The 19,536-nt window shown below is 37.7% G+C and carries 19 protein-coding genes; 11 read left to right on the top strand and 8 right to left on the bottom strand.

Annotated features, from left to right (window positions below):
• The first annotated feature begins 145 nt into the window (after positions 1-145).
• The 7 genes from IGK85_RS15720 to IGK85_RS15690 all read left to right on the top strand — a co-directional run bounded on the left by IGK85_RS15720 (position 146) and on the right by IGK85_RS15690 (position 8,844).
• A complete protein-coding gene (locus IGK85_RS15720) occupies positions 146-577 on the top strand; it encodes a MarR family winged helix-turn-helix transcriptional regulator (RefSeq protein WP_008380308.1) in 432 nt (143 codons plus the stop codon).
• On the top strand, positions 570-2,825 hold the full coding sequence (locus IGK85_RS15715) for an ATP-binding cassette domain-containing protein (RefSeq protein ID WP_008380306.1): 2,256 nt from the start codon (positions 570-572) through the stop codon (positions 2,823-2,825). The genes IGK85_RS15720 and IGK85_RS15715 overlap by 8 nt, the downstream gene beginning before the upstream one ends.
• Before the next feature lie 730 nt (positions 2,826-3,555).
• Entirely contained in the window at positions 3,556-4,008 is a 453-nt protein-coding gene (locus IGK85_RS15710) for a MarR family winged helix-turn-helix transcriptional regulator (protein ID WP_008380304.1), read from the top strand.
• A 198-nt stretch (positions 4,009-4,206) separates the two neighbouring features.
• On the top strand, positions 4,207-4,905 hold the full coding sequence (locus IGK85_RS15705) for a B3/B4 domain-containing protein (protein WP_035006931.1): 699 nt from the start codon (positions 4,207-4,209) through the stop codon (positions 4,903-4,905).
• A gap of 256 nt (positions 4,906-5,161) precedes the next feature.
• Positions 5,162-7,723 carry a cation-translocating P-type ATPase gene (locus IGK85_RS15700; protein WP_429972323.1) on the top strand — a complete coding sequence of 854 codons (2,562 nt, stop codon included), beginning with the start codon at positions 5,162-5,164 and terminating at the stop codon, positions 7,721-7,723.
• A 311-nt stretch (positions 7,724-8,034) separates the two neighbouring features.
• A complete protein-coding gene (locus tag IGK85_RS15695; protein WP_005233169.1) occupies positions 8,035-8,526 on the top strand; it encodes a helix-turn-helix domain-containing protein in 492 nt (163 codons plus the stop codon).
• Positions 8,527-8,637: 111 nt separating this feature from the next.
• A complete protein-coding gene (locus tag IGK85_RS15690) occupies positions 8,638-8,844 on the top strand; it encodes a hypothetical protein (protein ID WP_005233172.1) in 207 nt (68 codons plus the stop codon).
• 481 nt (positions 8,845-9,325) lie between these two features.
• Here IGK85_RS15690 and IGK85_RS15685 read toward each other — a convergent pair whose 3' ends face one another.
• The 5 genes from IGK85_RS15685 to IGK85_RS15665 all read right to left on the bottom strand — a co-directional run bounded on the left by IGK85_RS15685 (position 9,326) and on the right by IGK85_RS15665 (position 13,242).
• Positions 9,326-10,378, bottom strand: coding sequence for a zinc-binding alcohol dehydrogenase family protein (locus tag IGK85_RS15685; protein ID WP_008380297.1), 1,053 nt, complete (start codon positions 10,376-10,378; stop codon positions 9,326-9,328).
• Between the two features lie 75 nt (positions 10,379-10,453).
• Complete coding sequence (locus IGK85_RS15680; RefSeq protein WP_005233176.1) at positions 10,454-11,542, bottom strand: L-dopachrome tautomerase-related protein; 1,089 nt, start codon at positions 11,540-11,542, stop codon at positions 10,454-10,456.
• Between the two features lie 26 nt (positions 11,543-11,568).
• Positions 11,569-12,099, bottom strand: coding sequence for a YbhB/YbcL family Raf kinase inhibitor-like protein (locus IGK85_RS15675; protein WP_005233187.1), 531 nt, complete (start codon positions 12,097-12,099; stop codon positions 11,569-11,571).
• Between the two features lie 91 nt (positions 12,100-12,190).
• Positions 12,191-12,892: an endonuclease III domain-containing protein gene (locus tag IGK85_RS15670; RefSeq protein WP_005233189.1), complete on the bottom strand. Its 702-nt coding sequence runs from the start codon at positions 12,890-12,892 to the stop codon at positions 12,191-12,193.
• A complete protein-coding gene (locus IGK85_RS15665) occupies positions 12,874-13,242 on the bottom strand; it encodes a winged helix-turn-helix transcriptional regulator (protein WP_008380292.1) in 369 nt (122 codons plus the stop codon). The genes IGK85_RS15670 and IGK85_RS15665 overlap by 19 nt, the downstream gene beginning before the upstream one ends.
• A gap of 240 nt (positions 13,243-13,482) precedes the next feature.
• Here IGK85_RS15665 and alsS point away from each other — a divergent pair, with 240 nt between their 5' ends.
• The 3 genes from alsS to IGK85_RS15650 all read left to right on the top strand — a co-directional run bounded on the left by alsS (position 13,483) and on the right by IGK85_RS15650 (position 16,645).
• Complete coding sequence (gene alsS, locus IGK85_RS15660; RefSeq protein ID WP_008380291.1) at positions 13,483-15,159, top strand: acetolactate synthase AlsS; 1,677 nt, start codon at positions 13,483-13,485, stop codon at positions 15,157-15,159.
• 568 nt (positions 15,160-15,727) lie between these two features.
• Entirely contained in the window at positions 15,728-15,976 is a 249-nt protein-coding gene (locus tag IGK85_RS15655) for a hypothetical protein (RefSeq protein ID WP_008380289.1), read from the top strand.
• 54 nt (positions 15,977-16,030) lie between these two features.
• Complete coding sequence (locus IGK85_RS15650) at positions 16,031-16,645, top strand: CPBP family intramembrane glutamic endopeptidase (protein ID WP_008380288.1); 615 nt, start codon at positions 16,031-16,033, stop codon at positions 16,643-16,645.
• Positions 16,646-17,021: 376 nt separating this feature from the next.
• Here IGK85_RS15650 and IGK85_RS15645 read toward each other — a convergent pair whose 3' ends face one another.
• The gene (locus IGK85_RS15645; protein WP_008380285.1) at positions 17,022-17,888 is read right to left on the bottom strand and encodes an aldo/keto reductase; all 867 of its coding nucleotides are present in this window, start codon (positions 17,886-17,888) and stop codon (positions 17,022-17,024) included.
• A 75-nt stretch (positions 17,889-17,963) separates the two neighbouring features.
• Positions 17,964-18,383, bottom strand: a complete 420-nt coding sequence (locus IGK85_RS15640) for a MerR family transcriptional regulator (protein ID WP_005233209.1) — start codon at positions 18,381-18,383, stop codon at positions 17,964-17,966.
• Between the two features lie 389 nt (positions 18,384-18,772).
• Here IGK85_RS15640 and IGK85_RS15635 point away from each other — a divergent pair, with 389 nt between their 5' ends.
• Complete coding sequence (locus IGK85_RS15635) at positions 18,773-19,225, top strand: GNAT family N-acetyltransferase (protein ID WP_005230546.1); 453 nt, start codon at positions 18,773-18,775, stop codon at positions 19,223-19,225.
• 130 nt (positions 19,226-19,355) lie between these two features.
• On the opposite strand, the gene IGK85_RS15630 is transcribed toward IGK85_RS15635, so the two are convergent.
• Positions 19,356-19,514: a hypothetical protein gene (locus tag IGK85_RS15630; protein WP_008380281.1), complete on the bottom strand. Its 159-nt coding sequence runs from the start codon at positions 19,512-19,514 to the stop codon at positions 19,356-19,358.
• Positions 19,515-19,536: the final 22 nt, after the last annotated feature.

The raw sequence follows: 19,536 nt of genomic DNA, 5'->3' as shown, positions 1-19,536 counted from the left end.
GTTTTTCTACGAAAGAGGCTGCTTGACTAAGCAGGAATCAACGCGCAACAATGATAAGCGCCAGATGGATAGACTACCTATTTGACATCTGATTTCCCAAATGATATAGTTTCCAAATAGAAATCAATTTGAAGGGAAGTTTTCAATGAATAATTTAGAAGAGGTATTAGTAAACTTACAATGTGAATTGGTGGCTGAAAGAACCAGACTAAATCCTAAAACAATTAGTTGGCTTCAATATGATATTTTAAATATTCTAAATTCTGAAATTGAGATGCGCCCGTCAAAAATGAGTGTTTTGCTAGGAATTAGTAGGACAAAACTTTCAAAGGCGTTAAAAGAGCTAAAATTAATGAATTATATTCAACAGAAACCCAATGATACAGATGGTCGAGAACTACTCACTTTTTTGACAAAAGAGGGAAGTCATTTATTAACAACTATTGATAATGGACATACACACTTATCTGAAATCGCAAATGCAGTTTTTAACCGGAAGGAAAAAGAGCAGTTCGCTGAACTAGCAAAGAAATATTTAGAAGCGCTTAAAACGGAAAGGCTGAGGTATGATGAATGATCTCATTTCTATCGAAGGAGCTAAAACAAACAATTTAAAAAATCTTTCTCTGAAATTTTCTAAGTATCAAGTAACTGTCGTAACAGGTGTTTCAGGCTCGGGAAAATCTTCTTTGGTATTTGATACCTTAGCAGCTGAATCCCAACGATTACTAAACGAGACCTATTCGAGTTATATCCAACAGCTACTACCTCACTATTCTCAACCGATCGTTGATAAAATAGAAAATCTACCAGTATCTATTGTGATTAATCAGAAGAAACTAGGAGGAAATGCACGTTCCACAGTTGGAACTGTAACAGATATATATTCAAGTTTAAGGCTGCTATTCTCGAGGGTTGCAACCCCTTTTATTGGATATTCTATGAATTATTCGTTTAATAATCCCAAGGGAATGTGTGAAGTTTGTAAGGGATTAGGTGAGGTCAAAGAGATTGATGTCGATAAGTTAATCGATTTTGACAAATCTTTATCAGAGGGAGCTATTCAATTTCCTACTTTTCAATCGGGAGGATGGCGCCTGTCTAGGTATACAGAATCTGGTAATTTCGATAACAATAAAAAAATTAAAGACTACCTAGCAGAAGAATTGGACCGTTTACTAAATGATCTCGGTAGCACTCCAAGTAATCCTACGAATAATTGGCCAAAAACTGCACGTTATGAGGGGATCATTCCCAGAATTACCAAAAATTTTATCGAAAAAGAGAGCACGCAATATAGTGCACCATTAAATCACATTCTGCAAGTGAAAGAATGTCCCAATTGTCAAGGCACTAGAGTAAGTAAACTTGTTCGCTCTGCAAAGATAAATGGAAAATCGATCGCAGACTGTGTAAGGATGCCTATTCCTGAACTAAGCAAATTTATTAAAGGGATTCATTCTTCTGCTGTTCAGGTGATTTTGAAAGATTTAAGTAAGAAACTACAGAGTTTGGAGGAGGTTGGCTTAGGCTATTTGTTTCTTAACCGTCCAACAGCAACATTATCTGGTGGAGAATCTCAAAGAATAAAAATGGTTAAACATCTTAACAGTGCACTTAGTGATATTCTATACATTTTTGATGAGCCTAGTATTGGACTCCATCCAGAAGATATTCAAAAAATAGCAAAGATAATTAGGGGGTTAAAAGATAAAGGAAATACTGTTGTTCTTGTTGACCATGATCCGGATATTATACAAATTGCAGACCATATCATTGAGATCGGTCCAGGATCCGGGGATAGCGGTGGAAAAATCACCTTTGAAGGAACCTATGATGAACTACTGAAGTCGAACACCATCACTGGAAGAGCGTTGGCAGATCAGTTGAACGTTAATACACAAAGACAACAATTTTCTTCCTATTACGAATTAAATGAGGTTAGTTTGCACAATGTTGTAAACGCTTCTGTGGTGTTGCCAAAACAAGCATTAACGGTTGTAACCGGAGTAGCTGGTTCTGGGAAGAGCACACTCATTCGCTATCTTTTCAAAAAAAAATATCCTGAAGCAAGTATATTAGACCAGAGTCAGATAAATGGCAACATTCGCTCAAATGTTCTCACGTATCTAAATGTCTTTGATAAAATTCGGAGCATCTACGCGCAATGTTCTGGTAAAAGTGCCTCTCTTTTCAGCTATAACGGTAAAGGAGCATGTCCTCTGTGCAAAGGCAAAGGAGTGATAAAAATGGATTTGGCTTTTATGGGGGATGCAGAGCAAGTTTGTGAGAAATGCCGAGGAAAAAGATATAACGATGAAGCCTTATCTATTTTATGGCATGGTTTCACTATTTACGATATTTTACAATTATCAGTTCGAAAAGCAGTAGATTTGTTTGATGATCGCTTATTGATCAGAACGATGCAAATTCTCATGGATGTTCATCTAGAGTATATGAAGTTGGGGCAGTCGCTAGATACATTTTCTGGTGGAGAACTTCAGCGTTTAAAGATAGCAAAAATAATTGCTCAAAATACTTCTAACTGTCTAATATTAGATGAACCATCTACCGGCCTTCATGAGGCGGATATTGACAGGCTGTTATTATTGTTGAATAAACTTTTGCAAAAAGGAAATACATTGATTGTTCTAGAGCACAATCTCAAAATAATTAGTCAGGCTCAATGGCTTATCGAAATGGGACCTGGCGGGGGGAACTTTGGAGGTAAAGTATTGTTTCAAGGGTACCCAATAGACTTATTAACGTTAGAAGATTCATACACAGCAAAACATTTGAAAAGATATACAAAAAACAACAATTAAAAAAGGTGTTTATAAGAATTTTAGTTCATGATTTTTTTAACAGCTATATGAGGGGAAGAAATTTAATAGCTTTTGATCTTCTTAATTTTTCGACAAAGAGTGTTAAGAAAGTGACGAATTTCTGGACACTCTTTTTAGATACAATAATTTATATGTGTCACTGTATTTTTGTGTTCATAAACTCGTAAATAAATCATTGTTCATTTAAAATTTAGGTTCATGAATATTAGGACAATTCTTAGAAAGAGTCAGAAACTTAATAGTTTTTGATACGTTGGTAAACTCTCATTGAAATAAGCTCGAGAGAGCGTCATAAACTTATGTCGTAAATCTAATGTGAATTTTAGTGATTTTAAACAACGAATTGGATGTAACCAATCAATCTGCGTTAGACAAGGTTAAATAAAAACTTAGCAAGCAAAAAGAAAGAAATTATACGATTCGGGGAAAGTAAATGAAAACGAAGTTGATTCATTCACTACTGTACTAAGCAATCATCTTCATGAATTTGGTTTTGAAATTAGGAGAAATTTGGATAGTATTTCCACTTGGAATGTTTGTAAAAGGAGAGTACAGAGAAGTTTTTCTCGGTATTCTCCTACTTTTTTGAGACAAGCTTATGCAATACACCCATTTTCTAAGAGTGAGTAAAAAAGTAAATCAAGCCCATTATTGTTGCATATGCAACAATAATGGGCTATTATAGTGCTAGATAGGGAGGGGATAGTTCGTGGAGGATATCCTTCGTGAGATAGGATCAATCAGTAGAATGTTGGAATCAATTGCTAATATTGAATTTAAAGAGGTTCAACTCAGTAAAGGGCAATATATTTACTTAGTTCGTATATTTGAAAATGAAGGAATTATTCCTGAACGATTAGCCGAACGGATCAAAGTTGATCGCACGACTTTGTCCAGGGCGGTAAAAAAATTAGAGGAAAATGGCTTCATTCTAAAAGAGTCAGACAAAGAAAATAAAAAAATCAAACACTTATACACAACCGCCAAAGGGAAACAAGCGGTTCAATTAATCATAAGAGAAAATAACTATTCAAATAAAGTAGCGATTCAACAGTTATCTGCTTTAGAAAGAAAAAATCTTGCGGAAATGCTGGCAAAAATAAAATCTTCTGTAGAAGTTGATTGGGTCAACGTCAAGAATGGGATCAAAAGAGACTATTGAACGAATAACGCAACTGGGGAGATTGGATCTGATTGAATGTACATTCATGCTACCTAGGGTAGGAAGCACAGGTAGCTGATATTTTGTTAAAAAGGATATAGCTCGGCTGGCTGCTGAAAAAACAGAGAGCCTGAAAAATAAAGGACATGAATTTGTTCAAATAAACTAAGTAGGAGTGTAGAGAAAGTGAAGAAAATAATGATCGATCAAGAATTTTGGGCGCTATTTCCAGAAGCCCAAATCAACTGCCTTGTTGTAAAAAATATAAACAATGTTGCGGATGTTTCACAAGAGACGTTTTTTACTAACTTGCTAAAAAGTAGTAAAGAGCAAGCAAAGCGCTACTTAACGACCGACACCTTCAGTGAAAACCAGGTGATCCAAGATTGGCGAAGTGCTTTTCAGCAATTTAAAACGAAAAAAGGGGTACGCTCTTCCATCGAAGCACTGTTGAAACGGGTGAATCAAGACAGAGAATTTTCTCCCATCAATCCTTTAGTAGATATTTATAATAGTATTTCCTTGAAATATGGTGTCCCTTTAGGCGGAGAAGACCTCGATACAATCGTTGGCGACCTTCATTTAGGCGTTGCAAAAGGTGGCGAATCTTTCTTTCCCTTAGGTGCAGATACTGATTCCCCAGCCTTGGAAAAGGAAGTCATTTACTATGATGAGAAAGGTGCAATCTGTCGATGCTTAAATTGGCGGGAAGCCCAACGTACGATGCTAACAGAAGAGACCACCAATGCTGTTTTATTCATTGAATCGATCAATGAAACGCAACGGGCTCGGGCGAATGAAGCAATCAAAGAGTTAAGTCAGTTGGTTCAAGAGTATTTTAAAGTAGCAGGTAATGATTATGTGCTAAGTAAAGAAAGTCCTGAAATCATTTTGTAAGGGCGAGCTTCTTGTCTATAGGATAAGGATGTACACGTACTTTTTCTCGATTTTGCATACCATTCTCTCATTTTGATTGATCGGTCATCGTGAAAATCTTGACCCAAATATTCGGATGTGCAATAATTAGGTGGAATTTAAATAATGACATTAGATTTGTTCGCCGGAATAAATCTTATTGAAGTCAGAAAAACTAACCTTAGGCTTTTATGGTTAGTTTGTCTGACTTCTTTTTTGTTTTAGGAGGTATAGGCAGATGTTAAAAGAACAATTGAAAGAAAAAGGAAAGAGCCCTAACCAGTCGGGACTTTCCAGTAAAGAAGCAGAAATGAAGCTAGAGAAATATGGGTTTAATTCCATAGAAAGCACAGACGAGAAGCATTTTTATGACTATTTGAAAGAGTCGATGAAGGATATTACCATCTTGATTTTAATCGTTGCAACGCTCTTATCTAGTTACGTTGCATTTCAAAACCATCCTGATGATTTTACGGAACCAATAGTCATCTTTTCAATTGTCATTCTTAATCTATATTTGTCGATTCGACAGCAAAAACATGCGGAAAAATCAATGAGTGAATTAAATAAAATGAGTGTTCCCGTGAGTAAAGTATTCAGAGATGGGGTGTTAAAAGAGATTGAAAGTTTGAACATTGTTCCTGGTGATATTGTTCAGTTGGCATTAGGGGACCGTATTCCAGCAGATGCTAAGCTTTTAACGAGTAGTAATTTCTTTGTTGATGAGTCGTTTCTAACTGGTGAAAGTGAACCAAGTGAAAAAGATCCCACCTATATTTCTTCTAAAGAAGATTCTTTAGGGGACAGAAAAGACTTGGTTTTTTCTGGCTCATTAGTAGTCACAGGAAAAGCAAACGTTCGAGTTGAAAAGACAGGAATGAATACGGAAATTGGTAAAATATCGAGCTTATTAAGCAAGGAAGAAACAACCATAGCACCTCTACAAATAAAAATGCAAAAACTGGGGAAAGTTCTAGGCCTAATCGCTATTCTCTCTGGCTTTCTAGCGATTGCTATAGGAATCAGCAAAGGATTGTCTTTAGAGACCAGTATCATGACTGCAATATCAATGGCTGTTGCTGCTATTCCAGAGGTTTTGCCAGTCGTAGTAACAATCTCTCTAGCTGTTGGGATGAGGAATATGGCACTGAAGAAAACCATCGTTAGGACTCCTTCAACAGTAGAAACCGTTGGGGGTGTTTCAATCATCTGCTCAGATAAAACTGGAACAATTACCGAAAATAAGATGATCGTGAAAGAAGTTATTATGATGAAGGATAGACTGACTTCCTGCTTAGAAATAACAGAAGAGAAGGAAAAAAATCTCTTGTTTCTCTTCTATCTTGCTAGTTCGATGGAAGAAAATGCAACAGTAACCAGTAATCCAACAGAGTTGGCGATCAGAAAAAAACTGGCATCGCTCTTCACTAAAGAGGAACTAGGTAAAGTCGCTTCAACCTTTGAACAGATTCATGAAGTTCCCTTTGATTCAAAACGAAAAAGGATGACTGTCTTATATAAAGTAAACGACCAATATGTTTCTGTCACAAAAGGGGCTTTTGATCGCTTGGATCTCATTGATGCGAACAACCCTGCCTACTTGAACAAGCATGATGAGTTGGCCAATCAAGCATACCGTGTTTTGGGCGTTGCTTATAAAAGATACGATGAAAAACCTACACGTCTTACTGAAGAAATTCTTGAAAGTCAGTTAGAGTTTGCAGGATTTGTTGGGATTATCGACCCAGCTCGGCCCGAAAGCTATACGGCTGTTTCTATTGCAAAACAAGCAGGGATTCAAACCGTAATGATCACAGGGGACCACTTACTAACAGCAAAAAAAATCGCAGAAGATGTAGGAATTCTCACCGATGGGAAAAAAGCAATGACCGGCGCGGATTTACATGAAATGAGCGATGAAAAATTAGCCCATGTGATTGATGACTATCGAGTCTTTGCCCGTACTTCCCCAGAAGATAAAATTCGAATCGTAAAAGCATTTCAAAAAAATGATGAGATTGTCGCTATGACTGGCGATGGTGTCAATGATGCACCTGCATTAAAAGCAGCTGATGTAGGGATCGCAATGGGAGGTGGCACAGAAGTAGCAAAGGAAGCTTCTGATATGGTTTTAGTAGACGATAATTTTGCGACGATTGTTCAGGCGGTTGAAGAAGGACGACGGGTATACAGCAATATCAGAAAATCATTATACGCGATGCTTGGTTGCAATATTTCTGCACTGACGATCGTTTTAATTTCCTTGCTCGTTGGGTGGGGAGCACCTGTTACAGCGGTTCAATTGTTAATCATAAAAGTAGTTGCAGATGGAATCCCAGGAATGAGTCTTAGCATTGAACCAGTCGATAAAAAAGCAATGATGGAAGCCCCGATCGCTAAATACACGAGCATTTTTGCGCAAGGATTATTGGTAAAAATTGTAGAAATCTCAATTGTTTTTACAGGCGTCACATTAGGCGCGATTCTAATTGGACGTCTAGAATCGATAGAGGTTTCGCAGACAATGACATTTATTGTATTGGGATTATCAACTATTGTGCATATGTTTAATTGTAGAAGTAAAGAATCTATTCTGAAGCTGCGTTTTTTGAGCAATCCGTTGTTAGTAATGACAACCTTCATAGGTGCATTGATCATTATCTTGTTAGTAACGATTCCATTCATGCAAACTATTTTTGGCTTTGTTTCTCTTCGTGCAGTTGACTGGCTATGGGTAATCGGCTTATTCATTTTTCCTTTAGTGTATATTGAAGTGAAAAAATACTTTGGTTTCTTCTAATAAGAATGATAAATAGAAAATCCTCTGTTAACAAATTTTCTTGAGAAATGAGGGAGGGCAAAAACTGGGAAGTTTTTGCGTCTCCTTTAATTATTTACAGACGCTTATGATTTCTGGTTTGATATTATTTAGAAGATATCAGAATGCATAGCAACTATTGTTGAAAGGAAGGAATCGGTAGTATGTTTCAGGAAAATCACCAGAAGTAGCTAAAAAAATCCCCTCTATTCTACTCTCTTTTTCAAGAATTCCTGTTAAATGGTAGGTTTTATGTCAAAATGAAAGGTAGAAATCGATGAGGAGTTGTTGAAATGAAGGAAACAATATTAGCAATGAAGCTGAAAGAATATAGAGAAAAAAACAAGCTAACACAAAGTATGCTAGCAGAATTATTAGAAGTAAGTGACAAGACAATCTCAAAATGGGAGTTAGGTGCTACGTACCCTAGCAAAAAAAATATGATCAAAATAGCCGAAGAATTGGATATCTCATTAGAAACATTACTTTTGGAAGAAACTAAGAAAGACAATGATGATTTAAAAGTAAGTATCAAGTATGGGGTGATTAGTTTTTGCTTGCTCTTTTTTGTCACGATGATCGTTACTTCGTTCAATCAAGACTTCAGCACGATTATGAATCTTTCTATTCAAGAAAAATTTGGTGTACTTTTAAACACTGCTTTAAAATTATTGAGCATCTCGGTGCCGCCAGCGATCATCATTGGCTCCGTGTTTTATTTTTATATCTTCCCTAAAAATAAAAAAGAGAACGAACCATTTCCTCGGTTTCGACAGAAATGGTAGATTAGAGTATAGGAATCAAGTCATGGACAGAAAAACGCATTTTAGATAAAAAGAATGCTCAGTCTGGCTAGTGTGAAAAGCGCATAAATTTTATAAGAAGGGGAGAACAGGGTGGGATTCTTTGGTAAAAAGAAAGAAGTCAGAAATTTAACGAAGGAAGAAGAAGCAGAGATCAAAGAAGAAATGGCACGACAAATTCTTTCGAAAAACGAAAATGATATTGGCATGGTCAAGAAAATTAAAGTCCTGACAAACATGCGTACAGGACAAGCGAAAGACCTATTCCTGAAATTTAGGGATGAGTTAACCGAGAATTAATCGGATAGGGAATCAGATAGCGATTGCCCTTCAAGAAGGCGATATTTTGCTTATTATGTTTCTTTCAAAATTGAGATGAATAGAAAGGGAGAATAGATATGAAGAAAAAAAACTCTGAAAAATGGTATTTTTGGGTACTTGTTGTCATAATGGTTGTTGTCTTTTTCTATCTTACTAAGTAAAGAGAATGAATTTTCTTGAAAATAAACACTTACTAAGAATGACTATTTTTTAAGTTATGAATGGATGATGATTTTATGAAAAACGAATATGGATTTACCTTGATTTCAGTTTTAACTATGTTATCCATTAGATTATTATATTGATGAATGAAGCATCCAGAGACCCATTGTTTTCTGAATGCTTTTTTCATCTACAAATCATTCTTTGAGAATCCGGCTGTTGCGAAAAATCAGTGATAGTGTATTAGAATATATGATGAATTCTGTTGAAGGGTGCGTTCATTAAATGGCTCGGGCGATTAATTCCCTGTAGGGTTTCCATTAAAAGGACCACTTACAACGACTTTTCCCAACATATGGCCACTTTCGACATCTCTCGTTGCGCGCTTCAAATTTGCCGCGTTGATTCCATCCGAATAGACTTTGCTTAAGGTTGTTTTTAGTGTCCCTTCATTTGCTAAATCAGCAATCACTTTTAGCGCTTGTCCTTGTGTCTCGATTTGATAGTCGTGGTCTGTTTTAGCGAACATATACTCCCAATCAAAGCTAACAGAAAGGTTTTTCCATACACTTAAATCAAGGGGCTCGTGAAGGCCAACGATCGTGCCCACATGACCATAAGGTTTTACCAAATGGCTGATTTGATCAAAGTATTGGGTGATGTCAAACAAGACAGCGATATAGTCAACATTCGGAACGCCTAATTCTCGAAAGCTGTCCCTTAGGTCGTGATGGTAGTCTAAAGGGTGGTCAACCCCGGTTTTTTGAAGCCAGTCAAAATTTTTTGAACTAGCGGTAGCATACACTTCTAGACCTGCCCAATGAGCCAACTGATTCAGTATCGATCCGACGCCACCCGCACCATTGATGACGAGAATACTTTTCCCTTGATTGGCGTTTTCTTTAGGAATCAAGCCGAATTTTTCAAACAGCAATTCATAAGCGGTTAATGCAGTCAATGGGAATGCAGCAGCCTCTTCATCTGTTAAATTTTTAGGGGCTAGGGCAACGATCCGTTCATCGACTGCTTGATATTCTTGATTGCTTCCTGATCGAGTGGTGGTTCCTGCATAAAAGACCCGATCACCAACAGTAAATTTCATGACATCTTTTCCGACAGCGACCACTTCTCCGACCGCATCAAAACCTAAGATACGCAGGGCATTTCGCTTGCGAGTCGTTTGCCGTAATTTGGTGTCGACTGGATTGACCGAAACGGCTTTGATTTTTACTAATAAATCACGAGGGCCTGGAACAGGGATTCCTTCTTTTTGGTCAATAAAACTATGCGTAGATTCAATTGGCAGGCCTTCGAAAAAGCCTATTACATTCATCGTTTTCTGTTCTGACATCTTCATTCCTCCTTTTCTGGATAGAAAATCGCATTAGTTCTTTTACGTATTGCCCTCCCTTTGGATCAAGACCGGTTAGTTTGCTTTCGCAGGATTTTTTCCGATAAAAATGCGGAACAGACTGTAAGGCTTCTCTCTCAGGTCTTCTCCTTTGTGAAAACTAGCCTGCCGTTGCAGCTGGTTGGCGTTAAAATATAAGTATTGATCTGGTCCAATAGATAAAGTATCTGGCCATAAAATACGCGGATCGTGAGCCAAAGTCTCCATAGTACCATCCGTGTGAATCACACGAATGCTGTTGTTTTCATAGTCGCCAGCATAGATCGTTCCATCTTCTGCCGTAATCATGCCATCAGAGGCGCCTTTTTCGCCCCAATCTTTAACATGTGCTTCTAATGCGTGATCATCAATTTCTTTGTTGAAAATTTTATCGGTTTCAATTGAGTATAAATGTCGACTGGATAAAGGACTAAAAAACAAGGTTTTTCCGTCGGGAGAAATCGCTAGGCCGTCAGCTGCCACTTGCCAATGCGAAGTTGTTCCATCAGCCGAGCGATTTAACAAAATCTCGCCTTCAACTTTAGGAATAAAGGCTGGATCAACCGCGGTGGAGGGCGTGCCATCTAAAATACGGAATGCATCGCCAGTACCTAAATCGAGTACGATCAACGCACCAGGACCGGTAATAGAAGAATCGGTTATATAGGCTACCCCTTCAGAACCGCGGCGTAAATCAATTCGAACATCATTCAAATACGTAGAGTCTAGGACGACATCCGGTGAAAAAGTATAGACTTTGCGAATTTGATTAGTACTTAAATCCACAGCAACCAGTTTTGCCCCACCCTTAACAGGAACGGTGAATTTGGGTGCAGCGGTATCCAATACCCACAAAGTACCAGCACCATCAGCAACGATACTTTGTACACTTAGAAATCCGTTTTCCGGTTTTTGAGGATCAAATGTATTCGCTTCTTGGCTAGGATAAGGAATTAATTTGCCGTCTACTCGTTCAACGACTGTCGCGGTTACTTGGTCTCCCCATTCAGGAAAATTAATAAAGATTCTCCCGGTTTCCGATAAGCTAACGCCGGTAGGCATCGCATCATAAAATTCATGGACTTGTTCTAGTTTGCCAAAATAGTTTTCTTTTGCAGCATTCATTACGTATCTTCCTCTCTGAGCTTTCCCTATTTCACTTCGACTTCAAAGTTCACAACACCACGAGCTAGGACATGTCCAAAGGTATTAAAAATGAAAAAAGCTGGGGTAGAATCCTCAGGAATTTCAACTTTCTCAATAGCCAATGCCCAAACCGTTAAGAAGTAGTGATGAACACCATGACCTTTGGGCGGCGCAGCACCAATATATTTTTTCATGCGGGCATCATTTGGTAATTGAACGGCTCCCGGTGGCAGCTTTGCGTTATCGCTACTGCCGGCTCCTTGTGATAATTCCTCTACAGAAGCGGGGATATTCATGACTGCCCAATGCCAAAATCCTGATCCAGTTGGTGCATCAGGGTCGTATAAGGTAACCGCATAGCTTTTCGTATTGCTTGGTGCACCGGTCCAGTGAAGCTCTGGTGAAATATCTTGTCCATCCTCAATCCCAAAATCACCAGACATAAATTTTTTATCCATAAGTTTCCCGTCAACAATGTCCTTACTGGTCACGTGAAACGCTGGCACGTCTTGTAATCCTAAAAATGGATCGTTCATACTATCTCCTCCTTGAAACGTGTTTTTGTAACAAGGATAGCGTAATCCTCGGTCAATGAAATGTAAATTAGGGAATTTTTTTATACCACAATTAGAGGTGAACGAGTGTAAACTGACTTAAGAAGCCTGCTTGCCAGTCTTTATCCGATTTCAAATGGACTTGACCGTAATCAACTAGCCAACCATGAAAGTTTTGAGCTTGTTCATTGGTAAATGTATCTGGTAATTCGATCATATTTTGAAGGGTGAGGTAAGTAAGCGGCTCATTTAGGCCTAAGCGACTAAAAATTCGTTGTGCGTATTTATCAGCGATAAACACGACCTTATTAAACACAAAAACCATTAGTACATCTGCCGTTTCATAGCCAACACCATAGATAGCTAGCAACTCTTTTCGTAACTCAGCCTGTTCTTTTTTCTGTAGAATACCGATATCATAGTTGTAGCGCTGAAACCAAGAAAAGATTTCTTTTATCGCGCGGGATTTATTTTTGTAGAAACCACTGGGCCGAATCAGATCCTGAAGAAGGAACTGATCAATTTCTGCCAATCTTTTCGGAGAAAATCCAATCTCTCTTCTGATGTTTGCTAAGGAATAGGCCACATTTTTCCAATTGGTATTTTGAACCAAAATTGATCCGACAACGATTTCCCATGGATTTTCTGTATCCCACCACGTTGAATGTTCCATTGATGTGCTTAATGCTTCATATAATTCTTCAATATTTTCAATCTTTTTCACGTTAAAAACCTCATTTTTACTAGCAGTCGCGATCAATTGCAAGTTAAACATTCTTCTTCAAGTAATCCCGCGTTTTTGTGATTAAAATCTTCGCCCCAGCGATACAATAATTCAATGATCTCTTTTAAAGAGTAGCCATAATCGGTCATTCCATACACAACCTGTAATGGTTTTTCCTGAACGACCTTACGATAGATCAATCCATCCTTTTCTAAATCTTTCAACTGCAAAGAGACCATTCTTCTAGTGATGCCAGGAATCAGCTTTTGTAGTTCGTTATAGCGAAGTGACCCATCAAACATCAAATGATATAAGATAACGCTTTTCCAACGACCTGAAATCATTTGTAAAGTCGATTCGACCGCGCAGCCATGTTCGCAATTGTATATTTTTCTTGTCATCTTCCGTTGTCTCCTTTTCCGTATGTCTGAGAGTATCATAAGGATTTACTTACTATTTGTAAAACAATTCATCTCCTAATCGTAAGAAGGCAATAAGAAATAGACGTATAAAAAAATTCCCTAATGTACAACTCTTTCTTTTGAATCTATAGTACACGAGTAAGCAAATTTATTACCTTTACAGTTATCTCAAGTAATCCTAATAAACAACTTGCAAAAAACATTTAGGAGAGATTTATTATGAATAAGAACGGTGCAGACTTGATTGTAGATACATTGATTAAAAATGGTGTGGAATATGTCTTTCAATTGCCAGGCGGCAAGTTGGGTCCGTTATTAATGGCTTTGAAAAAACGTGAAGAGATTAAAGTTGTTACGGTAAGACATGAACAAAATGCTGGTTTCATGGCACAAGGAATTGGGCGCATGACTGGTAAACCTGGTGTAGTGATGACTACGTCAGGACCGGGGGCTTTGAATTTGGTCACGCCCTTAGCTACGGCGACTTCTGATGGTGACCCGGTATTGGCTATTGCCGGACAAGTTCCACAAGCGAAGTTAGTAACACCGTATCCTCAAAATCCTAATATTTCTGGCGTAATGAATGATTCAACGATTACTAAATATGCCAAGGAAATTCAGCATACCGATGCCCTTGCGGATGAAGTAGCGAATGCGTATGTCTCAAGTATCAATGGCAATCCCGGGGCCGTTTTTATGGATATTCCAGGTAATATTCTGTTAGCTGAGACCACTAAATCTGGTTTGGCTTTTTCGACCTTAGTGAATCAATTGGACAATACGATTAGTGACGAAGCTGCCATTCTTAGTGCAGTTGAGAAAATCAAAGCGGCAAAACGCCCAGTTATTATCGTTGGTGCTCGGGCAGCCGATGATAATGCGGCGGCTGCCATTCAAGGGTTCGTTAAAAAAACGGGAATTCCGGTCGTGGAGACGTTCGAAGCTACAGGTCTATTGACGCATGAGTTTTCCCAAAACTATGTGGGTCGAGTGGGGCTGTTTAATAACCTGCCTGGGGATGAACTGGTTTTTAACAGTGATTTAGTGATTACATTGGGATTAAATTTGGTTGAATACTGGGCTTCTGTTTGGAATACCGATAACAAGCGCATTATTGATATTGATACTGTAGTGGATCATTTAGATGAAACTTATCTCCCTGACACCATCCTCTTAGGCAATATCGCAAAAAATCTAAAAAATATTACCAATAGCATAACGGAACAAGCCATTACGGATGAGTGGAAAATGGTGGTTCATGACTTGCAAGAAAAATTGACAGCGAAGAAAAAAGTACCCAGCCAAACACCTGAGGATGCACTACATCCATTGGAAATTGTTGACTCTTTGCAAAAAATAATCGAGGCTCATCCAAATACGACCGTTGTTATGGATGGAGGAAGTCATGAAGTGTGGCTGGGTTCGTACCTAAATGTGTATCGGCCAAAACATTTCTTAATGTCTGATGGGGAACAAACCTTAGGCGTCGGTCTTCCTTGGGCGATTTCAGCAGCACTGTTACGTCCAGAGGAAAAGATTTTGTCTTCAGGTGGGGATGGCAGCTTTATGTTTTCCTCACAAGAATTAGCTACAGTAGCCCATTACAATTTGAATATTGTGCAAGTAATCTGGGTGGATAAAGAATACAACATGGTTGAATTCCAACAAGAACTAGACTATAACGGACAAAAAGAAGGGGTCGATATCGATTATATTGGGTATAAAGAAATGGCTGAAAGCTACGGTATTAAAGCAGTTCGTGTACGTTCCAAAGAAGCTTTAGATGCTGCGCTGAAGGAAGCGTACGCTACGAGTGAACCAAGAGTGATTGAAATGATCGAAGACAATCATGAGAATATTCATTTACGAGATAAAGAACCGTTTAAAAAGTACTGAGTCTTTCTACTATGGGCCACAAAACATGTGTTAGAAAAGAATGGCAATGCACCTTTACTACGTTAAAGAAAAGAAAGTTCTTTTTACAATAAAAACAGTGCCTGACTAAAAATATGAAGTGGAATTTTTAGAGAATCCAGGACAGAAGTCTTTAATAAAATGCCGTTGGTAAGGACGATGATTCGTTTGCTGCTAGCGGTATTTTTGTTAGCATCTCCTCTGATTTTTTCGGAGAAAAGGTCTGCCAATTCGGCACTGTCTTAAAAAAGCACATCGATACTCTAAATACGGTGGATAGCGGTGATTTGGATACGTGTTTCTAGTCTTCATAGAGGCAGATTTCAAGTAAGTCGAATGAAGGAAATTAAGCACTTCCTATGTTGTTTGATGGAAGAATTATTAGTGAGGAGACTCCTTTTTCCAGCTAAGGAATGACTTCTATAGGATGGTTTCCTTGTTAATTGTTGTAAGTATAATGTGTAAAAATATTTTAAGTTTCTTTTTTTAATGATTGATATGTATAATAAGATGGTAAAGCAATAAAGTGTATGCTGAAAAGAGGTCTCTTATGAAAAAATTTGCACTCGGCGTTTTTTGTTTCAGTCTTTTTATCACGGTCGTTGGCTTTTTTTTACAAACGATTTTGATTCCTATTCAAGATTTTGACACAATAAGCCAAGAAGAGCTTAAGAATATCCAACTTGATCTTGCTATTAATTATCCATTAGGAACTGGTATGCTCTATGTCGGACTTCCTTTGTTAGTATGCTCGAGTGGTTATTTGGTTTATTGTTATTTTAGAGATAGGAAGAACTGAAAGAAGAGTAAAACTATCTGGAGTATAAAGCTTTCGTTCATTAGGAGGGATAAGTTGAAAAGAGGGTTATTTTTATTGTTTTATGTCCTATGGAAGGGGCTAGCAATACGTGGCATTCCTTCTTTTTATGCAAGATATTTGATGAGTTATAATCATTTCGGAGTAAAACTATTGTTCGTTTTACTTGGTATCCTTCTTTTCCGTAACTATTTAGTAGAGAGTTATAAAAAGATAAATAAAATTGCGCTAATAAAAATCGGTCTCATCGTACCTACTAGTATTATCCTCACTATCGGTTTAATTAATATTCTTTTATTTCGTGATCTCAATGCGTTGATTTTTGTTTATCTCTCCGATCAAAGAACCCTTCCATTTGTATTCGATGTACTTTTGCTAGCACCTGTTTTCGAGGAAATGCTTTATCGCTATACACTGATTTATGTTGGAGAAAAACGATGGTTGAGAATCATCACTGCTGTCGGAAGCCTCTTGCTTTTTACTGAAAGTCATATCGTAAATGTGAACGGGAATCTTTTTGCTCTTTTTCCCTACTTTGTCATAGGGTTTTATTTGACGATCACCTATTTACGTAGGGGAAATATTTGGGAATCCATTTTTGCACATAGCTTCTATAATTTCGTTGTGATGGCAGCAGCTATCTTGATCTAAAGATTTCTTCTTAATGTTTCCTCTTAATAGTAGAAGAATTGGGGGCAATTTATCTATTATGTACGTATAGAATCTCTAAAACATATTTGGTGAAAGTACATTTGAGAGGTCAGAGAAGCGTCTTAGGCATGTTGTTTTGTACAGTTCTTATCTACGAATGTCTGTCCTTCGTCATTTTTTAGATCATCATTTAGGTTCCACTGCTAAATATGAAAAGCAACTCCTTGTTCAAAGATGACTCACTGGCCCTATTTCCAAGAACATTGTCATACTGACAAAGAAAAGTGACGACATACAATTCAGTAAGAACTAATACAAGTCCGCTTCCTTTTGCAATGTGAGCGGACTTGTATTGGTTTTCTTCAATAAAAACCTATTAACTTTCAGTATCTAACATCCGCTCCATAAACCATTCCACTTGTTGGGGGGCATCGTGGTCAAAGAATGCGGACTCTTTTTTATCTAAAGCGGCTATTTTTTCAATGTCTTCTTGGGAAAGCTCAAAGTCAAAAATAGCAATGTTTTCAGCCATCCGTTCTGGACGAACTGTTTTTGCTAAAGCGACAATCCCTCTTTGCATCAACCAGCGAAGAACAACTTGACCAACCGTTTTGCCATATTGCTTGCCAATTTCTGCTAATGTCGGATTGGTAAATAGGTCATGGCGTCCTTCTGCAAAGGGAGCCCAAGCTTCAACTTGGACGTCATATTTTTCATGCCATTCCTGATCTTCCGCTCGTTGATTCCAAGGGTTCACTTCGATTTGATTGATTTGAGGTTTCGCCTCATTCAAGCCGACAAACTCGATCATCTTAGCTGATTTGAAATTTGAAACGCCAATTGCACGTAATTTTCCTGTTTTTTGAGCAGCAACCATTGAGCGCCAAGCACCATAAATATCTCCATATGGTTGGTGAATAAGGTAGAGATCAAGATAAGTTAATCCCATTGTTTCAAGCGAATGTTCAATCGTTTCTTTCGCTTTATCTTCGGAAGCTTGGAGAATAAATAATTTAGAGGTAACAAAAAGTTCTTCTCGAGTGACTAGACCTTCAGTGATGGCGCGCTTGATTCCCTCGCCTGTTTCTGTTTCATTTCCATAAATAGAAGCAGTGTCGATCAGTCGATACCCAGCTTTGATTGCTTGGTAAACAGCTTCTGCTGTTTCTTCCAAAGGTATTTGATAAACGCCAAATCCTAGTTGCGGCATGGTGACACCATTATTGAGTGTGATTGTTTGCATAATGTTTCCTCCTCTAATTTTCATTGCATGTTCTATCCTAAACCTTGGAGTTAAGTCCATAGCAAGTGAAAGATGTTACTTTTTTCGTTCCCATAATTTTTCCACTTTATCAGGGGTCATATTTCCTGCTTTAAATTTTGCGATATGCTCATCATACGTTTCTATCTTATAAATAAGTAGGTCTCTTACTTCCTGCATTGCTGCTAACTTTTTCTCTAATTCTTCGAGTTGATCGGCTAAAATCTGTTTCTGAGCTGTTTCGACGTTTTGACTTTCACGTACTTGTGCCAATTGAGCAAATTCAATTAGCGATTCGATCGACAATCCTGCATTTCGTAAATGTTTTGCTAAATAGATCCAGTTTAGATCATTTGTTGTGTACACCCGATAGCCACTCTCATTGCGTTGGACAGGTGGAATCACACCGACTCGTTCATAATAGCGCAATGTGTCTACGCTCAAATCAAACATTTCCGCTGCTTTTTTTATATTCATCGTTGGTTCTCCTTATCTTTTCTATAAGTAATCATAAACCCTGAAGTGGACTCTAGGGCAAGTGGTTTAAAATCGTTTATTGAAAAGAATATATTTTGTTCGTTATGGCGACTATTCGGGAAGAAAAAGCTACAAGCATTTTTATTTCAACAGAATGATTTGAGAAATCATCAGTATTGAAAGCTCCTTTCTTAGTGTGTTTCAAAGCAAGTCATACTCTCTTAGAATTGATTGTTTCGTTATCTATTTGAGCGAGGCAGTTTTTATCCATAGATTTTAAATAAATCCATCTCATGTTATGATGATGTTGAAAATTCTTAACTTGGATCAATGAAACAGCGATTCTTGTTATGAAAAACGAAAATAAGCTGATGAGAGTGTGACTATCCATGAATATAAAAGAAGTAAGTAGTATGAATCAAAAGTTAGAGCAACAATTAATTGAAGTATGGGAGAGTTCTGTTAAGGCGACGCACACCTTTTTGTCAGAGACCGAAATCCAAGCCATTAAGCAATACATTCCAGAGGCATTGCATCATGTGCCACATTTGATTATCGTAGAAAGTGAAAATGGAGAGCCAGCTGGCTTCATGGGGATCTCGGATCGAAATCTTGAAATGCTTTTTATAGCAAATGAACAAAGAGGCAAGGGACTAGGAAGAAAACTCTTGGCATACGGGATGGAAAACTATTCTGTAAATGAACTGGGAGTAAATGAACAGAATCCTCAGGCGAAAGGATTTTATGAGCATATGGGATTTGAGGTATACAAAAGAAGCGAGTTAGACGAACAAGGAAACCCTTATCCAATTCTTTATATGAAGAAAGTTGATAACAAGTAGCTGTTAAAAATTATTTGCGTTTGCGGGAAATATGTAAGAAGGAGTCGAGACATATATAGCTAGTCACGACCCCTTCTTTGATTGCTATTATCCTTATTAATAAGTAAAGTAAGGATCAAATGATTTTCTCTTAACTAGCTTTCTCTTCTTTTTTTATCTCTTCTTTTTTCTGATTTGAAAATGGTGTATCAGTCTCTTCAGGTAAGATGATTGGTGGATGATGGGAATGCTGATTACTTCCACACATGGTGATGATTTGTTCTTTTGAAGCTTCAGAGATTACTTTCATTGTATACCTCTCCTTTCTTTTA

Origin of the sequence: Enterococcus sp. AZ015 (assembly GCF_050499225.1) — a bacterium.
Lineage (GTDB): Bacteria > Bacillota > Bacilli > Lactobacillales > Enterococcaceae > Enterococcus_D > Enterococcus_D entomosocium.
Note: the sequence above shows the minus strand (reverse complement) of the source record. Positions and strands in the feature narration are given on the sequence as shown.